21 protein-coding genes are annotated in these 25,722 nt (G+C 63.5%); 8 read left to right on the top strand and 13 right to left on the bottom strand.

The annotated features are described in order from the left end of the window. The first annotated feature begins 101 nt into the window (after positions 1-101). Together DWB85_RS13815 and DWB85_RS13810 are read left to right on the top strand one after the other, a co-directional pair. Positions 102-1,124, top strand: a complete 1,023-nt coding sequence (locus tag DWB85_RS13815; protein ID WP_117955718.1) for a radical SAM/SPASM domain-containing protein — start codon at positions 102-104, stop codon at positions 1,122-1,124. Next, positions 1,124-2,899: a sulfatase-like hydrolase/transferase gene (locus DWB85_RS13810; protein WP_117955716.1), complete on the top strand. Its 1,776-nt coding sequence runs from the start codon at positions 1,124-1,126 to the stop codon at positions 2,897-2,899. Before DWB85_RS13815 ends, DWB85_RS13810 begins: the two co-directional genes overlap by 1 nt. Here DWB85_RS13810 and DWB85_RS13805 read toward each other — a convergent pair. From DWB85_RS13805 to DWB85_RS13755, 11 genes are all read right to left on the bottom strand, one after another. Then, positions 2,851-3,720 carry a sulfotransferase gene (locus DWB85_RS13805; protein ID WP_117955714.1) on the bottom strand — a complete coding sequence of 290 codons (870 nt, stop codon included), beginning with the start codon at positions 3,718-3,720 and terminating at the stop codon, positions 2,851-2,853. The two genes, DWB85_RS13810 and DWB85_RS13805, sit on opposite strands and share 49 nt — an antisense overlap. Positions 3,721-3,814: 94 nt before the next feature. Beyond that, on the bottom strand, positions 3,815-4,459 hold the full coding sequence (gene coq7 / locus DWB85_RS13800; RefSeq protein ID WP_117955711.1) for a 2-polyprenyl-3-methyl-6-methoxy-1,4-benzoquinone monooxygenase: 645 nt from the start codon (positions 4,457-4,459) through the stop codon (positions 3,815-3,817). Between the two features lie 19 nt (positions 4,460-4,478). Then, the gene (purD, locus tag DWB85_RS13795; protein WP_117955708.1) at positions 4,479-5,768 is read right to left on the bottom strand and encodes a phosphoribosylamine--glycine ligase; all 1,290 of its coding nucleotides are present in this window, start codon (positions 5,766-5,768) and stop codon (positions 4,479-4,481) included. Positions 5,769-5,940: 172 nt separating this feature from the next. Next, positions 5,941-7,521, bottom strand: coding sequence for a bifunctional phosphoribosylaminoimidazolecarboxamide formyltransferase/IMP cyclohydrolase (gene purH / locus DWB85_RS13790; protein WP_117955706.1), 1,581 nt, complete (start codon positions 7,519-7,521; stop codon positions 5,941-5,943). A gap of 4 nt (positions 7,522-7,525) precedes the next feature. Further along, positions 7,526-7,843 carry a DNA-binding transcriptional regulator Fis gene (fis, locus tag DWB85_RS13785; protein ID WP_117955703.1) on the bottom strand — a complete coding sequence of 106 codons (318 nt, stop codon included), beginning with the start codon at positions 7,841-7,843 and terminating at the stop codon, positions 7,526-7,528. Then, positions 7,840-8,823 carry a tRNA dihydrouridine synthase DusB gene (gene dusB, locus DWB85_RS13780; RefSeq protein WP_117955701.1) on the bottom strand — a complete coding sequence of 328 codons (984 nt, stop codon included), beginning with the start codon at positions 8,821-8,823 and terminating at the stop codon, positions 7,840-7,842. The genes fis and dusB overlap by 4 nt, the downstream gene beginning before the upstream one ends. Positions 8,824-8,930: 107 nt before the next feature. Continuing rightward, complete coding sequence (gene prmA, locus DWB85_RS13775) at positions 8,931-9,824, bottom strand: 50S ribosomal protein L11 methyltransferase (RefSeq protein WP_117955699.1); 894 nt, start codon at positions 9,822-9,824, stop codon at positions 8,931-8,933. Positions 9,825-9,897: 73 nt separating this feature from the next. Next, positions 9,898-11,238, bottom strand: coding sequence for an acetyl-CoA carboxylase biotin carboxylase subunit (accC, locus tag DWB85_RS13770; RefSeq protein ID WP_117955863.1), 1,341 nt, complete (start codon positions 11,236-11,238; stop codon positions 9,898-9,900). Between the two features lie 27 nt (positions 11,239-11,265). Beyond that, positions 11,266-11,733, bottom strand: a complete 468-nt coding sequence (gene accB, locus DWB85_RS13765) for an acetyl-CoA carboxylase biotin carboxyl carrier protein (RefSeq protein WP_117955696.1) — start codon at positions 11,731-11,733, stop codon at positions 11,266-11,268. Between the two features lie 24 nt (positions 11,734-11,757). Then, positions 11,758-12,201: a type II 3-dehydroquinate dehydratase gene (gene aroQ / locus DWB85_RS13760; protein ID WP_117955694.1), complete on the bottom strand. Its 444-nt coding sequence runs from the start codon at positions 12,199-12,201 to the stop codon at positions 11,758-11,760. Between the two features lie 186 nt (positions 12,202-12,387). Then, entirely contained in the window at positions 12,388-14,169 is a 1,782-nt protein-coding gene (locus DWB85_RS13755; protein ID WP_117955861.1) for a protein-disulfide reductase DsbD family protein, read from the bottom strand. 150 nt (positions 14,170-14,319) lie between these two features. Here DWB85_RS13755 and DWB85_RS13750 point away from each other — a divergent pair, with 150 nt between their 5' ends. Next, positions 14,320-14,775, top strand: coding sequence for a copper chaperone PCu(A)C (locus DWB85_RS13750; protein ID WP_162846131.1), 456 nt, complete (start codon positions 14,320-14,322; stop codon positions 14,773-14,775). Between the two features lie 15 nt (positions 14,776-14,790). Then, positions 14,791-15,837, top strand: a complete 1,047-nt coding sequence (locus DWB85_RS13745) for a DUF2333 family protein (RefSeq protein ID WP_117955688.1) — start codon at positions 14,791-14,793, stop codon at positions 15,835-15,837. Here DWB85_RS13745 and DWB85_RS13740 read toward each other — a convergent pair. Beyond that, a complete protein-coding gene (locus DWB85_RS13740; protein ID WP_117955685.1) occupies positions 15,834-16,178 on the bottom strand; it encodes a pentapeptide repeat-containing protein in 345 nt (114 codons plus the stop codon). The genes DWB85_RS13745 and DWB85_RS13740 overlap by 4 nt on opposite strands. 78 nt (positions 16,179-16,256) lie before the next feature. Here DWB85_RS13740 and DWB85_RS13735 point away from each other — a divergent pair, with 78 nt between their 5' ends. Then, positions 16,257-18,611, top strand: a complete 2,355-nt coding sequence (locus DWB85_RS13735; protein WP_117955683.1) for a DNA polymerase II — start codon at positions 16,257-16,259, stop codon at positions 18,609-18,611. A gap of 1 nt (position 18,612) precedes the next feature. On the opposite strand, the gene DWB85_RS13730 is transcribed toward DWB85_RS13735, so the two are convergent. Then, complete coding sequence (locus tag DWB85_RS13730; protein ID WP_117955680.1) at positions 18,613-19,614, bottom strand: adenosine kinase; 1,002 nt, start codon at positions 19,612-19,614, stop codon at positions 18,613-18,615. 96 nt (positions 19,615-19,710) lie between these two features. On the opposite strand from DWB85_RS13730, the gene mrcB reads away from it, so the two are divergent. From mrcB to DWB85_RS13715, 3 genes are all read left to right on the top strand, one after another. Further along, positions 19,711-21,960, top strand: coding sequence for a penicillin-binding protein 1B (mrcB, locus tag DWB85_RS13725; protein ID WP_117955678.1), 2,250 nt, complete (start codon positions 19,711-19,713; stop codon positions 21,958-21,960). A gap of 57 nt (positions 21,961-22,017) precedes the next feature. Next, on the top strand, positions 22,018-22,995 hold the full coding sequence (locus DWB85_RS13720; protein ID WP_162846130.1) for a limonene-1,2-epoxide hydrolase family protein: 978 nt from the start codon (positions 22,018-22,020) through the stop codon (positions 22,993-22,995). A gap of 529 nt (positions 22,996-23,524) precedes the next feature. Beyond that, the gene (locus DWB85_RS13715) at positions 23,525-25,696 is read left to right on the top strand and encodes a TonB-dependent receptor (protein WP_162846129.1); all 2,172 of its coding nucleotides are present in this window, start codon (positions 23,525-23,527) and stop codon (positions 25,694-25,696) included. The last annotated feature ends 26 nt before the right edge of the window (positions 25,697-25,722 follow it).

The following is a 25,722-nucleotide window of genomic DNA, read 5'->3' as shown; positions in this document are numbered from 1 at the left end:
GTCGTTAACGGCAATTGAACGGGGTCAGGCAGTGCTATATTCTTGTTCGCCTATTCACGTCGGGCGCCGGGCGCCGGGCCGCAGCAGCAAGCAGGGTCATTATGAAGTTTTCTCACGTGCTAGTCGATATCGAGTTGACCAATCGTTGCAATGCCCTGTGCTCGTTCTGCCCCCGCGACAAGACCCCGCAGCAGGGCATGCTCAGCCGGGAGAATTTCTTCAGCGCCATCGACCGGGTGCTGGAATTGCCCCAGCCCCTGCCCAAGGTCACCTTCACTGGCCAGGGCGAGCCGACGCTGCATGCTGATATCGTCGAATTCATGCACTACGCCACCAGCAAGGGTTTGCGTGTGGGCATGACCAGTAACGCCTCCAGGCTGCATGAAAACCTGGCCCGGGACCTGGTCGATGCCGGGCTCAAGGAAATCAGCCTCAGTATCAGCGACTTCGGTGACGACTACGAAGAGGTGTATAACCTCGACTTCGACAACTCCATCAGCAATGCGCTGCAATTTGTCGAGATCGCCCGCGACAAGGTGGCGATCACCATCAATATAGTCGAGCACGATATCAACAAGGGCAAAATCGACGAGATGAAAGCGTTCTGGCGCGAGCACGGGGTCAAGAGTTTCCTGGTGTTCAGCCAGAATAACCGCGGTGGCGCCTGCGATAACGGCAAACTGTTCCTGGAGAGTCGTTCCGCCAGCGGCGAAGCCCGGGACCTGATGCGCCAGCACGGCATCTCCAGCCTGTGCGATGCCGCCTTCAAGTTTTTGTTCGTGGGCTGGAGCGGGCACTATTACGTGTGCTGTAACGACTATGAAAAGACCACGCCCCTGGGGCATGTAAGCGAGGTAGGTTTCAGCGAACTCAACGGCACCAAGCTCGATTTGCTGGCCCGGGGCGGCATCTCCGCGTGTAACAACTGCGACCTGGATCCCACCAACAAGGTACAGGAGATTTTGCTGGAACGGGATGCCGGTTTCGCCACCCCAGAGGATGTGAGCGGACTGCTGCAGACCCTGCGGGCTGACCAGCAACACTTCCCCGGCATGCACGAGGACCTGGACTGGCGCGAGCGGGTACTGGCCAGGGACCAGACCCTGCTCGCGCGCTCCGGTTGATGGCGCGGGCCTGCTGGCTGCTGTGCCTGGTACTGCTGGCTGGCTGCGCAGCGGACGATGCACCCGCCAGCGCAGAGCAGCGCCCCAATATCCTGCTGATCCTCGCCGACGACCTGGGCAATAACGACCTGGGCGCCTTTGGTGACGGCGCAGCCGCCACCCCCCATATCGATACCCTGGCGGCCCAGGGTGTTCGCTTTCGCCGGCACTACGCCCAGCCCAGCTGCCGCCCGGCCCGGGTAGAGTTGCTGACCGGCAAGGCGGCCAGCCGCGTTGGCCTGCCGCCGCACTTCCGTGGAATAGGGCCGGAGCATGTCACCCTCGCCGAGGCCCTGGGCGACGGCGGCTATGCCACCGCCCACATCGGCAAGTGGCACCTGGGGCACAGCCTCGCCTCGGCGCGGCCTGAAGCCCAGGGTTTTGACGACTGGTACGGCTTTCTCCACGCGCTGACCACACGCAACGGATCGCTGGACAATCCCGCCGCCTCATACATCGACCCCTGGTTGCAGGGCCGGGACCAGGCCCCCGCCCGGCAACAGGGTCACCTGACGGACTTGCTCACCGATGCCGCGATTGAGCGGATCGACGGGTTCAGTAAAGCCGGGCGACCCTGGTTCCTCAACCTCTGGTACTTTGCCCCCCACAATCCGGCGCAGGCCGCGCCGCGCTTTGCCGCCCGCTTTGCCGACTCCCCCGAGGGGGAATACCTGGCATTGCTGGCGCAGCTGGACGCCTCGGTGGGTCGCCTGTTACAGGCGCTCACTGACAGCGGGCAGTTGCAGAACACGCTGGTGGTATTTGTCAGCGACAACGGCGGCGTGAACCGGGTGCGTGACAGTAACCAGCCGTTCTACGGCAACAAAACCAGTTTCTACGAGGGCGGGATCCGGACCCCGCTGATTATCTCCCGGCCGGGCCAGCTGGCACCGATGGACATAGCGCAGCCGGTCTTTATTCGCGACCTGATGCCGACATTGCTGGCCCAGGCCGGGCTGCCGCCGGTGCCGGGCCTGGACGGGCTGGACCTCGCCCCCCTGCTGCAGGGCGCAACACTGCCCCGGCCAGCGCGCACCTACTGGGATATCGGTATCCCGGGCTGGGGGGCCTACAGTGTGCTCGACCTGGAGCGGCAGCAATGGGGACTGGGGGTGCAAGTGCAGGACTTCGAGCCGGTGCAGAACCACTTTGCGCCTCCCCGCCCCGCCACGGCAGCGGAGCAGGAGCGGATGCAGGGGGACTACCAGCGCTGGCAGCGACAGGTCAGGCAGGTGCGGATGACGGCAGTAAGCAAGCCAGGGAACACCCGCGAATACGCGGGTGACGCCTACCGGCGCACCCCGGGCTACGGCGGCTGGACCCTGCAGCTGCCGGTCAATAACGACCGTCCCCTCAGCCGGCTGGTGGCCCAGGAGCAGCAACTGGAAATGACCCTGGGGCAAGGTCAATTGGGACTGTCCATGCCGGGCCTGGAACTGCAGGCTCCGCTCCCCGGCGCTGGCTGCCAGCTGCTGACGGTGTCGGCCTACTACCAGTGGCCGGCCCGGCGCCCGGGTGATGCCGAGCTGCACTTCCAGGTTTACCTGGACGACGAACGGCTCGCAGGAGGGCGGGAGGAGCTTCGCCCGGAGATGCTGGTAGACAGCTACGGGGCCACCCGGGTGGCGGCGGACAGCGGCGAGCTGGTGATCAGCAATACCTACCTTAACGGCAATCCCTCAGGCCACTATCGTGCCCTCACCGGCTCAGCGCCGAGCTGCCCCGGTGAGTCATAGCCCAGTTTTTCCAGCCTGGCCAGCTGTTCCGCGGTGAAGTCGTTTCGCCAGGGCCTGCTGCGATAGCGGCCGATCGAGGCGGGTGGCGTGACCAGTGCGGCCAGTTCATCCAGCAGGTAGTCCGGGCAGGGCAGTTGCAGGAAGGCCAGCAGGGCGGCGATTTCTTCCCGGGGTCGGGCGCAGAGCCGCTCAAAGCGCAACAGGTAGCCGCGCCGGGGAAGTAGCCGGGTCATGGTTGCGGCGGCCAGTTCGTTGGCGCTCAGCCAGTATTCCAGCATGGTGGCGGGCGACAAGCGGCCGTGTTCGTCGCGCTGCGACGCCAGCCCGAGAATGTCCACCCAGTTCTTTGCCTGGCGCTGGTTGTCCGAGTAGGCCATGTCCAGGCCGTGGCGAATCAGGTGCACATACTGCAGTTGTGGAAAGTGGCTGCCGAGCCACTCGAGGCGGAAGAAGGTCTCCGGTACTTTCCAGCCCACCCGCCCATCTAGCCCCAGCGCCGCCCGGCGCGCCGCCAGCAGCTGCTCGAAGGCGCGGTGGGTGTTGTCCAGAATCAACGCGCTGGATTGTTGTTGCAACGCGGGGGCGGCAAAGATAGCCCGGTAGGGCGGCCACTCCAGGGCGTCACCGGCGCGGTTGATGGGGGAAGCCATGGCAACGCCCGCCGCGGCGAGAATCTGCGCCACGACCCGGGTGCCGCTGCCGCCCACGGCGCCTACAGCGATCGGGTCCGGTATCTGCGCCTCCGCATCACCTGCATCCAGCTGCCCCGTCATTATCTGCTGGTAGGGAGCCAGGTAGCGCTTTTGCCCGCTGGCGCTCATCGACCGGGCTCACCAGGGCGCCGCTGCCTGTCACCGCGGCAGCAACGCGCCCTGTTCCGCGATTCGCTTATCATGGGTCAGTTACGGCCGGGGTTCAGATCCGGTAGCTGCTACCGGTCATAACCCGTGACACCCTGGTCATGGCGTCTTTCACCGGATCCGGGAAATCCTTGCCGCCCGCTTCCAGGGCGCTGCTGCCGTGGCGTTCCTCGTCTTCGAGCATTTGCTGCAGGATCAGGCGCGACTTGCGGTCATCCTCGGGCAGTTGCTTGAGGTGATCCTTGAGGTGATTGCAGACCCGCTCCTCGGTGGCGGCGACAAAGCCCAGGCTGATATCGTCGCCAATGGCGCCGGCTATGGCGCCGAGGGCGAAGGAGGTGCCATACCACAGGGGGTTCAGCACGCTGGCAGTGCTGTCCAGTTCGCGCAGGCGCTGTTCACACCACACCAGGTGGTCGATCTCCTCGTCGGCAGCCTGGCGCATTTCCTCGCGTACCCGGGGCAGGCGCGCGGTCAGGGCCTGGCCCTGGTACAGCGCCTGGGCGCACACCTCGCCGGTGTGGTTGACCCGCATCAGGCCGGCCACATGCTTGCGCTCCGGCTCAGACAGTTCGGACTCGCTGTGCCCCTGGGCCGGGGAGGGGCGCCCGGCCGAGTGGCCGCGGTTGGTGATGGTGCGCATCACCGAATCCGCCTCGGAGATAAATCGATCCAGTAGTGACAGTCTGCGCTGGCGCATGGAACCCGGCCCTGTGAAGTCAGTCCTGACTATAGCGCGCGATGGCGCGCCAGCCAATGTCCCGGCGCAGGGTCAGGCCGTCCCAGCAGATCTTGTCGGCGGCGCGGTAGCAATCCTGCTGCGCGGCGGCGATAGTGTCGCCGAGCGCGGTGACGCACAGTACCCGGCCGCCACTGGTAACGATATTGTCGCCATCCTGCGCCGTTCCGGCGTGAAATACCTTGATATTGTCGTCTTGTTGCGCATCCAGCCCGCGGATGACGGCGCCCTTGCCGTAGCTGCCGGGGTAACCGCCGGCCGCCAGTACCACGCCGATGGCGCAGCGGGCGTCCCAGTCGGCGCTGGCCGTGTCCAGGGTTTTGTCCAGGGCCGCCTGGCACAGGGCCACCAGGTCGGACTGGAGCCGCACCATGATGGGCTGGGTCTCGGGGTCGCCGAAGCGGCAATTGTACTCGATCACCTTCGGTTCGCCGGCGGGGGAAATCATCAGGCCGGCGTACAGGAAGCCGGTGTAATCGTTGCCCTCGGCGGCCATGCCGCGCACGGTGGGCATGATGACCTCATCCATGATGCGCTGGTATACCGCCTCGTCCACCACCGGTGCCGGCGAGTAGGCGCCCATGCCGCCGGTGTTGGGGCCGGTATCGCCCTCACCGATGCGTTTGTGGTCCTGGCTGGTGGCCATCGGCAGCACGTTGGTGCCGTCGACCATGACAATAAAGCTGGCTTCTTCGCCTTCCAGGAACTCCTCGATCACGACCCGGCAGCCGGCATCGCCGAAGGCATTGCCGGACAGCATGTCGGTTACGGCCGCCTCGGCCTGTGCCAGGGTCTCGGCGACGATGACGCCCTTGCCGGCGGCGAGTCCGTCTGCCTTGACCACAATGGGAGCGCCCTGCTCGCGCAGGTAGGCCAGCGCCGGTTCCAGTTCGGTGAAGTTGGCGTAAGCGGCGGTGGGGATGTTGTGGCGGGCCAGGAAATCCTTGGTGAAGGCCTTGGAGCCTTCCAGCTGCGCCGCGCCCTTGCTGGGGCCGAAGCAGCGCAGGCCGCGCCCGGCGAAGTAGTCGACCACGCCGTCTACCAGCGGCTGCTCGGGACCGACGATGCTCAGGCCCACATTGTTGTTGTCGGCAAAATCGGCCAATGCGGCAAAGTCGCCCACGGCGATAGCCACGTTTTCAATGCCGGGCTCGCCGGCGGTGCCCGCATTACCGGGGGCCACGTACACGGTCTCCACCTGCGGGGACTGGGCGGCTTTCCAGGCCAGGGCGTGTTCGCGTCCGCCGCTGCCGATGATTAGTACGTTCATTGAACCAAATACTCCATATTCGGGGTTATTTTAACAGTGCGCTGGGCAGTTTCAGGCGAGTACGAGGCGAGGCGAGCAGGCCAAAACGAGCGCAGTGTACACAGCCGCACATGAGCATCGTTTTGGCCTGTTCAACGAAGGATCGTGCCGCATGAGGCTGTCCAGCGTGCTGTTAGTGGCGGAAATGCCGCATGCCGGTAAACACCATCGCCATGCCGTGCTCGTCGGCGGCGGCAATGACCTCCTCGTCGCGGATCGAGCCGCCGGGCTGGATGACCGCGGCGATGCCCCGCTCACCGGCGCTGTCGATGCCGTCGCGGAAGGGGAAGAAGGCGTCAGAGGCCATCACCGAACCCTTGACCTCAAGCCCTGCATGCTCGGCCTTGATGGCGGCAATACGGGCTGAATTGACCCGGCTCATCTGGCCGGCGCCAACCCCCACGGTCTGGCCGTTGCGGGCGTAAACAATGGCGTTGGACTTGACGAACTTGGCCACTTTCCAGGCAAACAGCAGGTCCTGCAGCTGCTGCTCGGTTGGCTGTACCTTGCTGACTACCTGCAGGTCGGCGGCAGTGACCATGCCCAGGTCGCGGTCCTGCACCAGCAGGCCGCCGTTGACCCGCTTGTAATCACGGTCCGCGCCCGTGGCGGCGCCGGGGGTGGACCACTGGCCACAGGCCAGCAGGCGTACGTTTTTCTTTTCCGCCACTGCAGCGGCCGCGTCGGCGCTGACGCCGGGGGCGATAATCACCTCCACAAACTGGCGCTCGCAAATAGCCGCCGCTGTGGCCGCATCCAGTTCCCGGTTGAAGGCGATAATGCCGCCGAAGGCGGATTCGGTGTCGGTGGCAAAGGCCAGGTCGTAGGCCTTGCCGATGTCGCTGGCCACTGCCACGCCGCAGGGGTTGGCGTGCTTGACGATGACGCAGGCCGGCTGATCGAAGTTCTTGACGCACTCCAGGGCGGCGTCAGTGTCGGCCACGTTGTTATAGGACAGCTCCTTGCCCTGGATCTGTTTGGCCGTGGCGATACCCGCCTCCGCCGGCTCCTTCTCCACGTAGAAAGCGGCCTTCTGGTGGGGGTTCTCGCCGTAGCGCATCTCCTGCACCTTGTGGAACTGGGTGTTGAAAGTGCGGGCAAAGGACTCCGAACCGCCGGGCACCAGGCGGCCGAAGTGGTTGGCGATGGCGCCGTCGTAGGCGGCGGTATGCTCATAGGCCCTGATCGCCAGGTCGAAGCGGGTTTGCAGGCTGGTCGCCCCGTCGTTGGCCTGCATTTCCTCGATGATGCCGGCGTAATCACCGGCGTTGACCACGATGTTGACGAAGCGGTGGTTCTTGGCCGCGGCCCGCACCATGGTCGGCCCGCCGATATCGATATTCTCTATGGCGTCCTCCAGGCTGCAGTCGGGGCGGGCGACGGTGGCCTCGAAGGGATACAGGTTGACCACCACCATGTCGATGGCATCGATGCCGTGCTCGGCCATGACCGCGTCATCCTGGCCGCGGCGGGCAAGAATGCCGCCGTGGACCTTCGGGTGCAGGGTCTTCACCCGGCCGTCCATCATTTCCGGGAAACCGGTGTACTCGGACACCTCGGTCACGTCCAGGCCGTTGTCCTGCAGCAGGCGGTAGGTGCCGCCGGTGGAAAGCAGTTCCACACCCTGCTCGCGCAGGGCGCTGGCAAATTCAACAATGCCGGATTTGTCGGACACACTGATCAGCGCCCGGGAAACCTTTACCAGTTCACTCATGGGTTCAGTCCTTGCTGCCAATCAGGTTGTATTGCTTGAGCTTCTTGCGCAGGGTGCCGCGGTTCAGGCCGAGCATAATGGAGGCCCTGGTCTGGTTGTTGCGGGTATAGGCCATGATCTCTTCCAGCAGCGGCGCTTCCATTTCGGCCAGTACCATCTGGTAAACGTCGGTCGATAGCTGGCCGTCGAGTTCGGCGAGATACTTGCGCACGCTGGCGGTAACCGCGTCGCGCAGGCTTGCTGCTTCGGTGGTGTGAAGCTGTTCGTCGTTGGCGGCGGTGTCGCCGTCCACAGTCGCGGGTAGGGGGTCAGCCCGGGTCATGCTGCGAGTTCCTTGTTGAAGTCAGGGTGGAAGAGTTGGTCGATCTGCTGCAGTTGCTCCGCCGGGGTCTGCAGGCTGTTGAAGGCCGAGCGGCGGGCGCGGTAGTCGGGCCGGTCCTGCAGGTACCAGGCCACGTGTTTGCGGGCGATGCGCACGCCCATGAATTCACCGTAAAAGTCGTGCAGCGCCAGCAGGTGCTGGCGCAGTATGGCCAGTTGCTGGTCGGCGGGTACTGCCAGCACCGGTTTTCCGGCCAGGTAGTCGGCAATCTGGCCGCAAAGCCAGGGCCGGCCCTGGGCGGCGCGGCCCACCATGACACCGGCGGCCCCGGTGTGGGCGAGTATGCCCGCGGCCTTCTCTGGTGAATCGATGTCGCCATTGGCAAACACCGGGAAGTCGGTCGCTGCGACGATGGCGGCAATGGTGTCGTATTCGGCAACACCCTCGAACTTGCAGGCCCGGGTGCGGCCGTGAACCGCCAGCGCGGCGATGCCGGCATCCTCGGCAATTCTGGCGATACTGACGCCGTTGCGGGCTGCGGGGCTGGCGCCGGTGCGGATTTTCAGGGTGACCGGGACGTCAACCGCGGCGCTTACGGCTTGCAGGATATCCCGCACCAGGGCCTCATCCGCCAGCAGGGCCGACCCCGCAGCCTTGCGGCAGACCTTCTTCGCCGGGCAGCCCATATTGATGTCGATGATCTGGGCGCCCTGGTCGACGTTGTAGCGTGCGGCGGCGGCGAGTTCGGCGGGTTCGCTGCCGGCGATCTGTACCGAGCGCGGTTCAACTTCCGCATCGTGGACGCTGCGCCAGGCGGTTTTGCGCGAGTTGCGCAGTCGGGGGTTGCTGCTGATCATTTCCGACACCACCAGACCGGCTCCCATGCGCGCGCACAGGCGGCGGAAAGGCAGGTCGGTAACGCCCGCCATAGGGGCAAGGGCTACCTGATTGGCCAGCTTGTAGGGTCCGATTTGCGGCATCGAAAATGTCTGGTCGAGAGTGGTGCCAAAAAGAGGCGGTATGATACTCCCCTGACGTTACGCGGGGAAGCTTGTCTGCACAAAATATCGCCAGTTTGCGGACTGGTTCAAGTTATGGGAGTTGCGCCTCGCAGGCACACCCAGCCCTCGTGCTCTGCTGCCACCTGCAGGGATATCCAGGGCTTGTAGTGGTCGATCATGGCGGGCGCCTGGGTAGCCAGCAGGCCGGACAACAGCAGCGTGCCGCCGGGTTTCAGGCAGTGCAGCAGGGTGTCTGACAGTTCCATCAGCGGGCCGGCGAGGATATTGGCAATCACCGTGTCCGCCCGCTGCCGCCAGTGGTCGCTGTCGTACTGGCCCGGCAGCACGACCGGAAACAGCGCCGGGTCGACACCATTGCGGCTGGCATTGTCCCTGCTGGCCAACAGCGCCTGCGGGTCGTTGTCTACCCCCAGGGCCCGGGCGGCGCCCAGCTTGAGCGCGGCGACCGCGAGAATACCGGAGCCACAGCCATAGTCGACTACGGTCTTGCCCGCCAGGGGCATACTGTCCAGTTCAGCCAGGCACAGGGCGGTGGTGGGGTGGGTGCCGGTGCCAAAGGCGAGGCCCGGGTCCAGCAGCAGGTTAACCGCGCCCGGTTCGGGTGGCTCCAGCCAGCTGGGGCAGACCCACAGGCGTCTGCCGAACTGCATGGGCTGGTAGTGCTGCATCCACTCCCGTTCCCAGTCCTTGTCCTCGAGAATCTCGATGCGCTGGTTGCACTGGCTGAGTAGGGTCTGCGGAAAGTGCTCCAGCACGGCGGCCATATCGGCGTCCGCCGGGTAGAGGCCGGTCAGCCGGGTCTGGCCCCAGAGCGGGGTCTCACCCACGGCGGGTTCCAGTACCGGCTGGTCGGCGTTATCTTCCAGGGTGACCGCCACCGAACCACTGGCGAGCATCAGCGCTTCCAGCTCTTCCACTTGCCCGGGGTGGGTATCCAGCCGCAGTTGGATCCAGCTCACCGGGCCTGTCCCCGGGGGGCTTTGCCGGAGTGCGGCAACGCCCCCCGGCCAGCGCTGGTGGACGAGGGCACCGCTAGTCTTCCAGCTTGCTTTCCAGGTAGTGAATGCTCACACCGCCGGCCTGGAAGGCGCGGTCCCGGGTGAGGTCACGGTGCAGCGGGGTGTTGGTGCGAATGCCCTCGATCACCAGCTCATCCAGGGCCTGGCGCATCCGCGCCAGGGCGACCTCGCGGCTCTCGCCGAAGGTGATGATCTTGGCGATCAGCGAATCGTAGAAAGGCGGCACCGTGTAGCCATCGTAGAGGTGCGAGTCCACCCGCACGCCCAGCCCACCGGGGGCGTGGAAGGTGGTGACCTTGCCGGGGGAGGGCAGGAAGTTCTGCGGATCCTCGGCGTTGATCCGGCACTCGAAGGAGTGGCCGTGGAACTCGATATCCTCCTGGCTGACAGACAGCGGCATGCCGGCGGCGATGCGCAGCTGCTCCTTGACGATATCGAAGCGGGTGATCATCTCGGTAACCGGGTGCTCAACCTGGACCCGGGTGTTCATCTCGATGAAATAGAAGCCGCCGTCCTCGTACAGGAACTCGAAGGTGCCGGCGCCACGGTAGCCGATCTCGATGCAGGCGTTGACACAGGCTTCGGCCACCTGCTCCCGCAGGTGCTCGGGAATACCGGGCGCCGGGGCTTCCTCCAGCACTTTCTGGTGGCGACGCTGCAGGGAGCAGTCCCGGTCGCCCAGGTGGATGGCATTGCCCTGGCCATCGGCGATTACCTGGATTTCAACGTGGCGGGGCTTTTGCAGGAATTTCTCCAGGTAAACCACGTCCGAGCCGAAGGCTGCGGCGGCCTCGCTCCTGGTCACCTCGATAGAGCTGATCAGGACTTCCTCGTTGTGCACCACGCGCATGCCGCGGCCGCCACCGCCGGCGGCGGCCTTGACGATCACCGGATAACCCACCCGCCGGGCGATCTCCCGGGTGCGATCGTGATCGTCGGTGAGCGGGCCGTCGGAACCCGGCACGGTAGGCACGCCGGCGCGCTTCATGGCTTCAATGGCGGAGACCTTGTCACCCATCAGGCGAATGGTGTCAGCAGTGGGGCCGATAAAGGTAAAGCCGCTTTTTTCCACCTGGTCGGCGAAGTCGGCGTTTTCCGCCAGAAAGCCGTAACCCGGGTGAATGGCGGTGGCGTCGGTCACCTCCGCGGCGGAGATGATCGCGGGCACGTTGAGGTAGCTCTCGGTGGAGGAGGGGGGGCCGATGCAGACTGATTCATCAGCCAGTCGCACATGCATCAGCTCAGAGTCGGCGGTGGAATGCACGGCCACGGTTTTGATATCCAGCTCCTTGCAGGCGCGCAGGATTCGCAGGGCTATCTCGCCCCGGTTGGCGATAAGTACCTTGTCCAGAATGGGCATGTCTAGTTCCTCAGCCGGGCCTTATACGATGGAGAACAGGGGCTGGTCGAACTCCACGGGCTCGCCGTTCTCCACCAGGATGGCCTCGATAGTGCCGGACTTGTCCGCCTCGATCTGGTTCATCATTTTCATCGCTTCCACGATGCAGATGACATCGCCGACCTTCACCGTCTGGCCGACCTCGGCGAAAGCCGGTGAGGTTGGCGCGGGGGCGCGGTAGAAGGTGCCCACCATGGGCGACTTGACCACGTGGCCGGCAGTGGCCGGTGCGGTGTCCGCGGGTGCCTCGCTGGCTGCGGCGGGTGCCGGTGCCGCGGGCGCCGGGGCAGCCGCCGGCGCGTGGGCATAGACCGGTGCATGCGAGGCCATCATGGTCTGGGCGCCGTTGCGACTGATACGCACGGACTCCTCGCCCTCCTTGATTTCTATCTCATCGATGTTTGACTCTTCCAGCAGTTCGATCAGTTTTTTAACCTTGCGAATATCCATAGTGTTTTATCTCTCGGTCAGTTATCAGGATTGTTCCAGGTAGCGCAGGGCTGCCTGCAGGCCCAGTTCATAGCCCTGGGGGCCCAGTCCGCAAATCACCCCCTGGGCAATATCGGAGAAGTAGGAGTGGCGCCGAAATTCTTCCCTGGCGTGCACATTGGACAGGTGAATCTCGATAAAGGGTATGGCCACCGCCGCCAGGGCATCGCGCAGGGCGATACTGGTATGGGTGAACGCGGCGGGGTTGATCAGGATGAAGTTAACCCCCTCGTGGCGCGCATCCTGGACCCGTTCAACCAGCTCGTATTCGGCGTTGGACTGCACAGACAGCAGGTGATGGCCGCGGTCGCGGGCCTGTTGCTGTAACTGCTGGTCGATGTCGTTGAGGGTGGCATTGCCGTAAATCCCCGGCTCCCGCTCACCAAGCAGGTTCAGGTTGGGTCCGTGAAGAACGAGAATTGTGGCCACGTGGCGCTGCTCCTGGAGCCGGGCTTATTTGGTAGCAGTTTGGCGCAATATTGGGACACTGTCCATGCTTGTGGTATTTTTTTTGAATTTTGCCGGCATTTAGCTGCGATATTGCAGAAGATAGCTATTTTTGTGGAGTTGCGGGCATCTCCGTGCAGGATCGTGGATGGTCGCTGCCAATCCCGCCTAGTTACTTGAACTGGGGTCAAGTTCGGCAAAGTTGCCGGCAATTTGCGGTTTTTTGCCGCTAACGGCTTCCAGCGCCTGGACTACAGTGTCCCGGGTCAGGATTTGCGGTAACAGCAGTGGCGCTGCCGCCGGGTCAGCGGGGTACATCAGGTACAGGGGGATGCCGGTCCTGCCGTGGCTGCTGATGAAGCGGGCGATATCCGGATCGTAATTGGTCCAGTCGGCCACCATGTAGGTCACCCCGTGGGCTGCGAAGGCGGCCGTCATCTCGTCGGTAAACAGTACCGCGTTCTCGTTGGCCAGGCAGGTAATGCACCAGTCCGCAGTCACGTCAACAAAGACCGGGGTGCCCTCACGACGCAATTGCGCCAGGGACTGTTCCGAGAAAGGCACCAGGCCGGCGGCTAACTGGGTCGCACTCTTGCCATTCTCATCCAGCCCGCGCCAGCTCGCCAGCGACACTGCCAGCAGGGCGCAGGCCACGGCCGCGCCCCGCTTCCAGCCACCGAGCCGCCACAGCCACAGGGCCAGGGTCAGCGCCAGCGCACCCGCCAGCACCGCCGCCATGGTGTTGACCCCGGTCTGCCGGCCGGCCACCCACAGCAGCCAGATTGCGGCAGCGTAGAGAGGGAAGGCCAGGAATTGTTTCAGGGTTTCCATCCACGGGCCTGGTCTGGGCATCAGCTTGCGGGCAGCGCCACTGTAACTGAACAGCAGCAGCGGGGCTGCCATGCCCAGCCCCAGGGCCGCAAACACCGCCAGGCCTATTGCCGGCGGCTGGGTGACGGCGAAACCCAGCGCGGTGCCCATAAAGGGTGCGGTGCAGGGGCTGGCGACAACCACCGCCAGCACGCCGGTGAAAAAACTGCCGGACAGACCGCCGCGACCGGCCAGGCTGCTGCCCGCATTCATCAGGCTGCCGCCCAGCTGCAGCATACCTGACAGGGACAGGCCCATGACCAGGAACAGGTAGGCGAGGGCGATGACGAAGCCGGGCGACTGCAGCTGGAAGCCCCAGCCCACCGCGCTGCCGGCCCGCTGCAGGGCAATCAGCAGCGCTGCCACGGCGACAAAACTGAGTACCACGCCGGCGGTATAAACCCAGCTGTGCAAATGCCGGTCGTGGTCACTGCTGCGGGCGAAGCTGAGCACCTTGAGTGACAGGATAGGAAAGACACAGGGCATCAGGTTGAGAATGGCGCCGCCGAGAAAGGCCAGCAGCAGCATGTAGGGGAGGCTCCCGAGATCCACGGTGCCCTGTTCGACTGAGGTCGGACCGGACTGTTGCCGTCCCGGCGGTGGTATTGCGGCGACGCCGCTGGCGGGCCCGAGGGCGAAATATTGGGTTTTTGGCGGGTAGCAAAGCCCGGCATCGGCGCAGCCCTGGAAGGTTACCGCCAGGGTCGCGCCAGCTGGCACCGGCGCCGCGGCGTTAAGCATGATGTCGGCATTGTTGTAGTAGACCCGGACATCGCCGAAGTACTCGTCAGTGCGCTCAAGCGCGGGGGGAAATTCCGGAGTTGCCGTCAGCGGCTGGCCATCGGCCTCCAGCCGCAACTTGAAGGCGTGCTGGTAGAGGTAGTAGGCCTCGGTAATCTGCCAGTACAGCCGCACCGCGCGCTCCCCGTCAAACTCTACCTCCAGCTGATACGCTTCCTCTACCGGCAGGAATTCAGGCGTGGCCGCGGCGCCAAACAGGGCATTGGGGTTGCCGGTAAGCGTCTGGCCCAGTACCAGGCTGGGGCAGAGCAGTAGCAGGCCGATGAGCAGTGAGCGCATGAACATCCTATGATTAGGCTGGCGGAGACCGGATTCAGGGGGTGCAGTTTACCAGTGTTGCCGCCTGCGCCCAATCCGCTGCCCCGGTCATGCCAGCGGTGTTATAGTGTAGGACGTCAGAAAGGGGTGTTAGTTTCCAGGGAGTTAATGGTGTTGTTATTTCGAGGTGGGTTGTTCCTGTTGTTGCTGCTCCGCAGTGTGCTGGCGCAGGCGGAGCCGACAGTCAGTGAGGCCTGGATTCGGGCGCTGCCGCCGACCCAGCCGGTCACGGCCGCTTATGCAGCGGTCACCAACAGCGGCGCTGAGCTTGTCAAGCTGGTGGGGGCGAGGATAGAGGGCGTCGGTCGGGTGGAGATTCACACCACCCGCGAGGTAGACGGGTTGATGCGTATGCAGCAGTTGCAGGAACTTGCCATCGCACCGGGGCAGACGGTGGCGTTGGCGCCCGGTGGCGCGCACTTCATGCTGTTTGAGCTTGAGGCCATGCCCCGGCCTGGCGAGAGCCGCTCACTGTGCCTGTTGTTTGAAGGCGCGGGAGAACAATGCGTGACCGCCACGGTGCGCAAGAGCGCAGAAGCGGACCACAGCCACCACCAACATCACTGACAAGGCGATAAGCAGATGAACGCAATGAAAGAAACCCTACTTGACTGGCGCGACGGGCTGGTGGACCTGCTGCCGGACACCAGGCCGGTCCGCTGGGTCCTGCTGCTCCTGGCACTGTACCTGCTGATAGCCATGGTATTGGGCATAGTCTGGAGCCTGACCCCCGAGCACGTCGACCCGCGGGAGAAAGCGGCCCAGTACGCCGCCGAGGACGGAGGCGAAATCGTCACCGGGTCGGCAACCACGGCGGCATTGATGGGAGTGATGGAGGTTCTGCTGGAAAAGCCTGGTGGCTATTTACACAACGACCGCTTCCCGCCCGGCATCTGGCTGGACAACATGCCCAACTGGGAATACGGGGCGCTGGTTCAGGTGCGCGACCTGTCCCGGGCCATGCGCGAGGTATTCAGCCGCTCCCAGTCGCAGTCAACCGAAGACAAGGATCTCTCCGGCGCCGAACCGCGCTATCACTTTGATTCCGACAGCTGGGTACTGCCCTCTTCCGAGTCCGAGTACCGCCAGGCCCAGGCGTTTACCCGCAGTTACTTCCAGCGGCTGTCGGACACCGGCCAGGCCGAGGCGCAGTTTTTCGCCCGTGCCGACAACCTGCGCTACTGGTTGTCCACGGTTAATACCCGTCTCGGCTCCCTGTCCCAGCGGCTCTCCGCCAGCGTTGGCCAGCGCCGCCTGAATACCGACCTGGCCGGCGATGTGGGGGCCAGCCAGTCCACCGCCGCGCCATCGGAGATGATCGTCAAGACCCCCTGGCTGGAGATAGATGACGTATTTTACGAGGCCCGGGGCACCACCTGGGCGCTGATCCACTTCCTGCGGGCGGTGGAGGTGGATTTTGCCGAGGTGCTGGAGCAGAAGAATGCCAGGGTCAGCCTGCAGCAGATTATCCGCGAGCTGGAGGCCTCACAGGAAACCGTGTGGAGCCCGATGATCCTCAATGGCACCGGTTTCGGCCTGGTGGCGAACCACTCGCTGGTGATGGCGTCCTATATCAGCCGGGCCAACGCGGCGATTATCGACCTGCGGGACCTGTTGCTGCAGGGTTAATCGCGGTCGTAGCGCAGGCGGGTGCCGGTGTCCAGGGACAGGCGGATCTCGGTGGCGGACAGCTCTTTCGGAAAGTAGGTGCCGGAGAGTTTGGCGTCCAGCAGGCTGGCGCCTTCCAGGTTGGTGTTGCGAAAGTCGATACCGCTCAGGTCGGCGTTGCGGAAGTAGGAGTTGCTGAAGTCCAGCCCGTCGGCGTTCATATTGCGCAGGTCGCGCCCGCGGTAATCACCGCTCTTGAGTTCGCTGCTGTCCAGTGTGTCCCGCTGTTCGTTGAAGCTTTTGATGTCCTCGTTGCGTAACAGCTGGTAAAGAGGATCGGTTTTGATTACAGGCTTGTTCATGCGCTTACCTTTCGAGAGTTGCCCCCACGGGGGGAGCATAGCTTAAGCTGCCCCGGTGACAGAGACAAGAGAGCCGGCTTGAACGATGTAACAATCAGCGGATTCCTGCTGACCCGCAACTGGCGGGACGGCCCCAATGGCATTGAGCTGGAGTACTGGTTCGCCACCGACCGGGGGCCGCTCTGTGCCCTGGTGCGAGACGAGCAGAGTGTCTTTTTCCTCGCCGCCGATGCCGTCGACCGGGCCCGGGCACTGGCGGGCAATGAGGCGGGTATCGACTTCCAGCCCCTGCAGTTAATGACCTTCGCCATGACTCCCGTGGTCGGGGTTTACTGCCGCAGCTATCGCCGCAGCCGGCAACTGGCGGAGCAGCTGCGGGCCGCCGGTCTCGAGCCCCTGGAGGCGGACATCAATCCCGCCGACCGCTACCTGATGGAGCGCTTCATCGCCGGCGGCGCGGAAATCCACGGTGCGGTCCGCTCCCGGGGCGGCTGCTGGCGGGTGGAAAATCCGCGGATGCGCGGCGCCGACTGCCGGCCGCCGCTGAAAGTCCTGTCCTTGGACATAGAAACCGCCATGAGCGGGCTACAGCTGTATTCAATCGGGGTGCACGGCGTGGCGGGCGATGAGCAGGTTCGCCGGGTTTTCATGGTGGGCGAGGGTGCGGACCAGGACTATGTGCAGAGCTGCGCCAACCAGCAGCAGCTGCTGGAGCGCTTCCTCGACTGGCTGGCGGACTACGACCCGGACGTGCTGATTGGCTGGAATGTGATCAATTTCGACTGCTGGTACCTGCAGCGGGTGGCTGATCGCCTCGGCCGCCGGCTGCTGCTGGGCCGCGACCGGCGCCCGGCGCATTGGCGCCAGCTGGACGACGATGGCGAACGCCGGGCGCTGCAGTGTCCGGGCAGGGTAGTGCTCGATGGTATCGATATGCTGCGCGCTGCCTTTTACAGTTTCGAGAGTTTTGCCCTGGAAAATGTTGCCCGGGAATTGCTGGGCGAGGGCAAGCTGCTGCAGGGCGCCGGTCGCGGTGAGGAAATCGGCATTCTGTTCGCGCAGGACAAGTCGGCGCTGGCGGCCTACAACCTCAAGGACTGTGAGCTGGCCTCGGACATATTTGCGGCCACCTCCCTGCTCGAGTTTGCGATCGCCCGCAGCGCCATGACCGGACTCAATATGGATCGCATGGGCGGCTCGGTGGCCTCTTTCGATAACCTCTACCTGCCCCGATTGCATCGCGCCGGCTATGTAGCACCCAATGCCAGCAGTGACCATACTGCCAGTCCCGGCGGCTGGGTGCTTGATTCGATCCCGGGTATCTATGACCACGTGCTGGTGCTGGACTTCAAGAGCCTGTACCCGAGCATCATCCGCACCTTTGGCATCGACCCCCTCGGCCTTGCCCTGGGCCTGTCGGGCAGCCTGGCGGAGGATGCGACGGTGCCCGGTTTTCTCGATGCCCGCTTTGCCCGGGAGGGGCACATCCTGCCCGGGCTGATCCAGCAGCTCTGGCAGCAGCGGGATGAGGCCAGGCGGGCGGGCGATGAGCCGCTGTCGCAGGCGATCAAGATCATCATGAACAGCTTCTACGGGGTGCTGGGCAGCCCGGGCTGTCGCTTTTTCGATGCCCGGCTGGCGAGTTCGATCACCCGTCGGGGCCACCAGATCCTGCAGCGCACCCGCGACCGTATCGAGCAGGCGGGCCACCGGGTGATCTACGGCGATACCGATTCGGTATTCGTCTGGATCCACGAGGCTGGCAGCGATGCGCAAGCCATCAGTGCCGGCAGGGCCCTGGAGCATGATCTCAACCGGTGGTGGCGGCGGGAGATCGCGGCCCAGTTCCGCCTCGGCAGTGTGCTGGAACTGCAGTTCGAGACCCACTACAAACGCTTCCTGATGCCCACGGTCCGGGGGTCGGACAGGGGCAGCAAAAAGCGCTATGCGGGGGTGGTTGCCGGCAACAGCGGCGACGAACTGGTGTTCAAGGGGCTGGAGAATGTGCGCACCGACTGGACCCGGCTGGCCCGCGACTTCCAGCGCGAGCTGTACCGGCGGATATTTTTCGACGAGCCTTTCGAGAGCTATGTGCGCCAGGTAACCGCCCAGCTGCGGGCCGGTGAGCGCGATGGCGACCTGGTATATCGCAAGCGCCTGCGGCGCAAGCTGGCCGAGTATGAGCGCAACGTCCCGCCCCACGTCCAGGCCGCCCGCCTGTGCGAATCCCGTGGCCTGCAGCCGCCGTCACGGGGCAGCTGGGTCGAGTACGTGATCACCACCGCCGGTGCAGAGCCCGCCGCAGCGCTGCAGGCCCCGCTGGATTACGAGCACTATGTGGAGCGCCAGCTGCAGCCGGTGGCCGATGGCATCCTGGGCTTTGTCGGCACCAGCTACCGCGGACTGGTGGACCGGCAGATTGACCTGTTCTGAGTCAGTCGCCGAAGAATTCCCGGCGCAGCTCTGTATAGCTCGCCGCCGGCAGCCGCGGCCCGTAGTTGGCGACGATCCTGCCCGCCGCAAGACTGGCAAAGCGGCCGGCGCTGGGGAAGTCCTCGCCGCGGCTCAGGGCATAGAGGAAGGCGCCGGCGAACATATCGCCGGCGCCGTTGCTGTCCACCGCCTGCACCCGGTGCGGGGGGATCTCGGCCAGCGCCGCGCCATCATAAGTCAGCGCGCCCTCGCTGCCGCGGGTGATGACAAAGGTGTCCGCGACCTGCTTGAGTGTTTCGATCGCCACCTCGAGCTGGTCAGTCTGGCCCCAGCCCAGGGCCTCTGCCTCATTGCAGAACACCAGGTTGACCCGTTCACCCACCATTTCTTCCATGCCCTCACGGAAAAACTCCACCATGCCCGGGTCGGAAAAACTGATCGCGGTCTTAACACCCGCTTGCTCGGCGATCTCCCGCGCCCGGACAGCGGCAGCCCGCCCGGTGGGCGAAGTTACCTGGTAGCCCTCGATGTAGAGGTACTCCGAGCGGGCGATGGCCTCCGGGACCAGCTGCTCTACCGACAGGGTTTCACTGATCGCCAGATGCGAGTTCATGCTGCGTTCGGCGTCCGGTGAGATCAGTACCAGGCACTTGCCGGTGACTCCCTCCTCGCGGGCGCCGGTCAGGCAGTGATCTACGCCCGCCGCCTCCAGGTCGGCAATATAAAGGTCGCCATCGGCATCGTTGGCCACCTTGCAGCTCATAAAAGTCGGGCCGCCAAACTGGGCGGTGGCAATCATCGAGTTGCCGGCGCTGCCGCCGCTGGCATGACTGGCTTTCACCAGGTGTCCCTCGAGTTGGTTTAACAGTTCCGCCTGTCGTTGGGCATCCACCAGGGTCATCATGCCCTTGTCGACATTCATTTGTTCCAGCTCGCGGTCTTCCACCTTGATTTCAGTATCCACCAGCGCAGCGCCGATACCATAGGCGACGTATTTTTTCATGTTTCGGTCCCGGTCAGGTCAGCGGCGTATTATCCGGTAAAACCCACGCAATTCCACTGTGAATTCAGGCGAGAAACTAAGTTACACTCGCCCGCTATGAAAAAAACCCGTCACCTGCTGTTCAAACTCGCCGTCGTGCTGGCCGTTGTCGCCGCCGGCTACCTCGTCTACCTCGATGCCCGTATTACCACCACGTTCACAGACAAGATGTGGGAGCTGCCCGCCAAGGTGTATGCCCGCCCGCTGGACCTATACGCGGGGGCGGAGCTGACGCCGGACGAGCTGGCCTATGAGCTGGAAGTCCTCGGTTATCGCAAGGTCGGCCATACCCGCAACCCGGGGCAGGTAGCCCGCAATCGCGGCCGATTCGAGATTTACACCCGCGGTTTTGACTTCCCCAGCGAGCGGGAGCCGGCGCGGCGGATTATTGTCGAGCTCGGCCCGACCCGGGTGCAGTCCATCACCGAATCCGGGCGCGGCGTGGACCTGATGCGCCTGGACCCGGTGCAAATAGGCGGCATTTATCCGACCCACGGCGAAGACCGGGTCCTGGTCAGGCTCGAGGACGTGCCGGAAACCCTCTGGCGGGGCCTGCTTGCGGTGGAGGACCAGCGCTTCTACCAGCACTGGGGCTTCTCGCTGACCGGCATTGCCCGGGCAGCCTACAGCAACCTGGTGTCGGGTCGGGTGGTCGCCGGCGGCAGCACCATTACCCAGCAGCTGGTGAAAAACTACTACCTGACACCGGAGCGGACCATTGTCCGCAAGCTCAACGAGGTGTTGATGGCTATTCTGCTGGAGCTGCACTACCAGAAGGACCAGATCCTCGAGAGCTACATCAACGAGGTCTACCTGGGCCAGGAGGGCCCCCGCGCCATTCATGGCTTCGCGCTCGCCGCGCGCCACTACTTCGACACCCCGCTGGAACAACTGGGGCTGCACCAGCAGGCGCTGCTGGTGGGTATGATCAAGGGGCCCTCGCTGTACAATCCGCAGCGCAACCCCGAGCGGGCCCGGGAGCGCCGCAATGTGGTGCTCAACCTGATGGTGGAGCAGGAGGTGATTTCGGCAGAGCACGCGGCCGTGGCGAGGGCCATGCCGCTGGGCCTGAACAGCGCGCCGCGAATCCGCGACACCTTCCCCGCCTACCTGGACCTGGTGCGGCGGCAGCTGCGCCGGCAGTACCGGGAAGAGGACCTCACCTCCGAGGGCCTGAGCATCCTGACGGCCTTTGATCCGCTGCTGCAGCGGCAGCTCGAACGCAGCACCGGCACAGTGTTGAACCAGCTCGACGCCGGTGGCTCACTGGAAACCGCGTCCATCGTGACCCGCATCGACAGCGGTGAGGTGGCCGCCCTGGTGGGCGGGCGCAAGGTCAGTTACGCCGGCTTCAACCGCGCCGTGGATGCGCGCCGGCCAGCCGGTTCGCTGCTCAAGCCGGCGGTGTACCTGGCGGCCCTGGAGCAGCCCCGGCGCTACTCCCTGGCGAGCGTACTGAGCGATACCGAGTTGGCGGTGGACCAGCCCTCCGGTGAACCCTGGCAGCCACGCAATTTCGATCGTATGGCCCACGGCGATGTACTGCTGTTCAAGGCCCTGTCCCGGTCCTACAACCTGGCCACGGCCCGGCTGGGGCTGGACCTGGGGCTGGACGTGGTCGCCGACATGTTGCGGCGGCTGGGGATCGAAGGCCATGTACCGGAGGTGCCGGCCCTGACCCTGGGCGCCGGGGAGTATTCGCCCTTCGATATGGCGACTCTTTACCAGACCATTGCCTCCGGCGGGTATCGCACGCCCTTGAAGACCATTCGCACAGTGCTGGACGCCCACGGTGAGATCGATACCCGCTATGAGCTCACCTACGATCGGGAGGTTAGTCTGCAGGCAGTCTACCTGCTGCAGTATGCCCTGATCGATGTGATGAAAAACGGCACCGGCAAGGGCGCCTATCGCTACCTGCCGTCCTCCCTGACGGTGGCGGGCAAATCCGGGACCACCAACGATGGCCGCGATTCCTGGTTTGCGGGCTTTTCCGGCGACCTGCTCACCGTCAGCTGGATGGGCCGCGATGACAATGGCGGTACCGGTCTCACCGGCAGCAGCGGCGCGCTCAGGGTCTGGTCTCACTTCATGGCGGCCGCCAGCAAGCGGCCGCTGGCCTACAATATGCCCGAGGGCCTGGTGCTCGAAACCATAGACAGCAGCAATGGCCGGATTACCGGCGAGGGCTGCCCCAATGCCCAGCTCATGCCGTTTGTCGAGGGTTCACAGCCGCGGCGCAGCACCAACTGTTCGCCGCGCAAGACCGGCATTCGCGACTGGTTCCAGTCCTTGTTTGGTGACTAGCCTCTGGGTAAATTCCGGGTACGCGTGGCCTTGCAGGGTGGATAGAGGATGGTCCTCATGAAACAGGCAAGAATTCTCTCGCTCATGCTTGTTGTCCTGCTCGGTGGAGCCGGATGCGCGCAAGCGAATCCAGATTCCACCGCGGTTTCAGCGCAACCATCTGCCGGCAGCGCAGAACCGAAATCGGCTTCAGCCGGTGCAACAGGAGACAATTCGATGACCGATTCCGAAAAGCTGGCGGTAGCTCAAAGCATGCTGGACGCCTGGTCCGGCCTTGACTGGGAGCGCGTTTACCAGCTCTTTGGTGAGCACGGCGCCCTGCACAACGTGATGCTTGATCCGATCGTGGGCGAGGACAAGCTTCGCCAACGACTGCAGGGCTTTGAGACCGGCCTGAGCAGAATGGATTTCATTGTATTACGGATGGGCCTGCTTGACGGGAATGTGGTTATTGAGCGGCTGGAAAGTTTTGACTTTAACGGAAAGTCGGGAATTGTGCCTGTCGTTGGCGTGATGACCATTGAGGATGGCCAGGTCAGGCTGTGGCGGGAATACTACGATCGCAACTGGCTGCTTTCCGAGCTGGGCCTTGTCGAAGGAGAGCCGGCGCATCCTGTTGCTCCCGATGAGCCTGCGGCGGGCCTGGGTGAGATGAGTGACGCCGATAAGCTGGCGGTTGCGCAAGCCATGCTCGACGCCTATGAAGCACTGGACTGGGACAAGGTGGCCTCGTTAATTGCCCGCGACGGAGTGGTTCACTATGTTGAAAAGGAACCCATGCACGGACCAGAAGCCATGCGCGCTCATATTGAGCGCGTCGGGCCCGCGTTAACCCGGGTAGCATTCAAGGATCTCCGCATGGGGGTCATTGATGGCGTGGTAATGATAGAGCGCGTGGATGATTTCGATTACAACGGCCATCATGTTTCTGTTCCGGTATTCGGCTCGATGGAAATTGCCGACGGCAAGATCAAGGTCTGGCGCGAGTACTACGACCACGAGCAAATGCGGCGCGGCATGGGATTGATTGAGTAAGTCCTGATTTGGGCCTGCACCGCGCTAGCGGGTACCCGGGCCGCCCGTTTCTCGATCGGCGATTGATCGCCCCCCGCCTGGCGACGCCTGACTCCCTCCTGTAGCCCATCCCAGCCCCTCCTGAATACCCTGATGACGGCTGTCTCGGGGCGCGGCAGACTCCATTGGTTTTATAAATAGTCTTTATTTGAAACCAATATCGAAAACCGAGAAAAACACAAAAACAAGGCAAAAGCTATATAAATCAGTAGTTTATAAAATTTAATAAAAACTAATATATAGGCATTGTTGGTGCCTTTGCTCTTTAAATCCTTTAATGCAAGTATTGACAGGGCCCGCGGTTGGTCGTAATCTCGAGTCACTTGCGTAGTAGAACCTACTGCAATAACTAAAATTCCACAGCAGAAAAAAAGGACCGCTCATGTTCACCTTGCCCCCATCAAAGTTCGACAGACTGTTGCTCGCAGCTGCCATGGCTTCAGTGTGTCTCCATACCAACGCCCAGGGATCTCCAGCACTGGAGGAAGTTGTGGTCACCGCGCAGAAGCGCGCCGTCGGCCTCCAGGACTCGTCGCTTTCCATTGCGGCGGTAACCGGCGACAAGCTGGAAGCCAACGGCATCTACAACGCCGAGGACCTGGCAAAGAGTGTCACTGGCTTCTCCATGACGGGTGGCGCGTTCGACCTCGAGTTGAACATGCGCGGGATCACCAATACACGCCTCGATTCGCCGACCGCCGACCCCTCCGTCGGGATGTTCGTGGACGATGTCTACGTCGGTCGTATGGGGCTGATGAGCCCGGACTTCTTTGACCTGGAGCGGGTGGAAGTGATTCGGGGCCCACAGGGGGTGTTGCTGGGGAAAAATGTTGTCGGTGGCGCCCTCAGCATCTTTTCCGCCAAACCGCAGTTCGAGCGAGAAGCAAAGTTCACGGTGCTGGGCAGCAATTATGATGGGCTTGGCACCCGCGGTTATTTTACCGGCGCGCTGACTGACAAGTTGGCCGGTCGCGTTTCCTTCCAGACCCGCGACCGCGCGGGTTATGCCGAAGATGTTGTCAACGGCCGCGAGCTGGAGGACCTGAATTCGGTCCAGGCCCGCGCCCAGCTTCTGTATGAGGACGATGAGAGGATGCTCACGGCCCGCCTGATCGCAGAGTACAGCGAAGATTCCGGCAACGGCATCAACAGGCACCCGGTAAAGCAGCCCGGCACCGAGCCGTTTGCCCTTGGCCAGTGGAGTAATGTGCACGAGGGGCTGGGCCTGGACGAGCGTCAAAGTGCCGTTGGCAGCCTGCCCTATGTCGACGGTGAGGAACGCTCGACCGTGGAGCGCGAGTCCTACAGCGTGATTCTCAACGTGGAAAAAGAGTTTGCTTCAGAGCTGACCCTGACCTCCATCACCGGGTATCGCGCGGGCAACGGGGAGAGTCGTTACAGCCAGACTGGCGTCAGCTACGATGCCGTGGCCGCGATCAGCCCGGGGCTGGAAGACCTGATCCCCTTCATCGAGCCGGTGTGGGAGCAGGAGGATATCGAGCAGTTCTCGCAGGAATTGCGGGTGACCTCCAATTACAGCCAGAGTAACTGGGACTGGCTCGTCGGGGCCTACTACCAGCGCGACGAAAACGAGAAGTTCGACAGGTTTACGGCCCAGAACAAGCTGCTGGGGGTGCCCGGACTGAGCGGCGAGAGCCACTGGCTTGGGGAAGCGGAAAATACCACCCAGGCGGTGTTTGCCCAGCTCGGCTACCGCTTTAACGAGCAGTGGAAGCTGACTGCAGGCGCACGCTACACCAGGGACGAGAAAAGCGGCCAGACCATCGCCATCGCCCGCACCACCGGCGACAAGTTCAACCCACCGGATGGCGTTCCGGCGGTACCGCTGGTGACGTCTCCCGGATACGACGTGTCCTACAGCGAGGAATGGTCAGAACTGACGCCACAGCTGACCCTCGAATATACCCCCTTCGACGACCTGCTGACCTATGTCAGTGCGACCAGGGGCTTTAAGGGTGGCGGTTTCGAGGATACCCCCCCCAACGCAGTCGCGGCGGCGCTGGCTTTTGACCCCGAACTGGTCACCAGCATTGAAATCGGCGCCAAGTATGACTTCTGGGACGGTCGCATGCGCATCAACGGCGCGGTATTTGATATGGACTATACCGATCTCCAGGTATCCCAGACCAATGGTGAGTGTCTGTGCAACGTCACTGAAAACGCCGCTGACGCCAGTATCCGGGGCGTCGAACTGGAGATGCTGATTGCGGCTTCGGAGTCACTGGTCATTTCGCTGTCAGGCTCCTACCTCGATACAGAATATGTCGATTTCATCGAATCCAACGGCACCGATAACTCCGGCAACCGCCTGCAGAGAACGCCTCAGTCGCAGTTCAACGTGGGTATCGACTACAGCGCCGATCTCGGCTCGTGGTCTGACGCGCTGCGCTTCAACATGAACTACACCTGGCAGGACAAGATGTACTGGGGGCCGCAAAACACCAATAGCGAAGACAGCTATGGCCTGCTGGACGCGCGGGTCACCCTGGCCCCGTATTCCAAGCCGTGGACTATCTCCGCCTGGGGCAAGAACCTGTCCGACGAGGTCTACAGAAGCAACATCACGGCAATCTTCAACGACGAGATCAGCGTGTATACACCACCGCGAACCTACGGCGTGGAATTTAGCTGGTCGTTCTAGCGCGGGAACAACAAGTGTTCGCTATT

Source organism: Seongchinamella sediminis (assembly GCF_003457605.1).
In the GTDB taxonomy this organism is placed as follows: Bacteria; Pseudomonadota; Gammaproteobacteria; order Pseudomonadales; family Halieaceae; genus Halioglobus; species Halioglobus sediminis.
Note: the sequence above shows the minus strand (reverse complement) of the source record. Positions and strands in the feature narration are given on the sequence as shown.

Coding starts and splice junctions, on each gene's coding strand:
- purH (WP_117955706.1), bottom strand. CDS start 7,521: ATGAGTGAACTGGTAAAGGTTTCCCGGGCGCTGATCAGTGTGTCCGAC.
- DWB85_RS13730 (WP_117955680.1), bottom strand. CDS start 19,614: ATGAAAAAATACGTCGCCTATGGTATCGGCGCTGCGCTGGTGGATACT.
- DWB85_RS13745 (WP_117955688.1), top strand. CDS start 14,791: ATGAACGCAATGAAAGAAACCCTACTTGACTGGCGCGACGGGCTGGTG.
- DWB85_RS13755 (WP_117955861.1), bottom strand. CDS start 14,169: ATGCGCTCACTGCTCATCGGCCTGCTACTGCTCTGCCCCAGCCTGGTA.
- dusB (WP_117955701.1), bottom strand. CDS start 8,823: ATGCCGCAAATCGGACCCTACAAGCTGGCCAATCAGGTAGCCCTTGCC.
- coq7 (WP_117955711.1), bottom strand. CDS start 4,459: ATGCGCCAGCGCAGACTGTCACTACTGGATCGATTTATCTCCGAGGCG.
- DWB85_RS13720 (WP_162846130.1), top strand. CDS start 22,018: ATGAAACAGGCAAGAATTCTCTCGCTCATGCTTGTTGTCCTGCTCGGT.
- DWB85_RS13815 (WP_117955718.1), top strand. CDS start 102: ATGAAGTTTTCTCACGTGCTAGTCGATATCGAGTTGACCAATCGTTGC.
- mrcB (WP_117955678.1), top strand. CDS start 19,711: ATGAAAAAAACCCGTCACCTGCTGTTCAAACTCGCCGTCGTGCTGGCC.
- DWB85_RS13805 (WP_117955714.1), bottom strand. CDS start 3,720: ATGAGCGCCAGCGGGCAAAAGCGCTACCTGGCTCCCTACCAGCAGATA.
- fis (WP_117955703.1), bottom strand. CDS start 7,843: ATGACCCGGGCTGACCCCCTACCCGCGACTGTGGACGGCGACACCGCC.
- purD (WP_117955708.1), bottom strand. CDS start 5,768: ATGAACGTACTAATCATCGGCAGCGGCGGACGCGAACACGCCCTGGCC.
- DWB85_RS13740 (WP_117955685.1), bottom strand. CDS start 16,178: ATGAACAAGCCTGTAATCAAAACCGATCCTCTTTACCAGCTGTTACGC.
- accB (WP_117955696.1), bottom strand. CDS start 11,733: ATGGATATTCGCAAGGTTAAAAAACTGATCGAACTGCTGGAAGAGTCA.
- DWB85_RS13810 (WP_117955716.1), top strand. CDS start 1,124: ATGGCGCGGGCCTGCTGGCTGCTGTGCCTGGTACTGCTGGCTGGCTGC.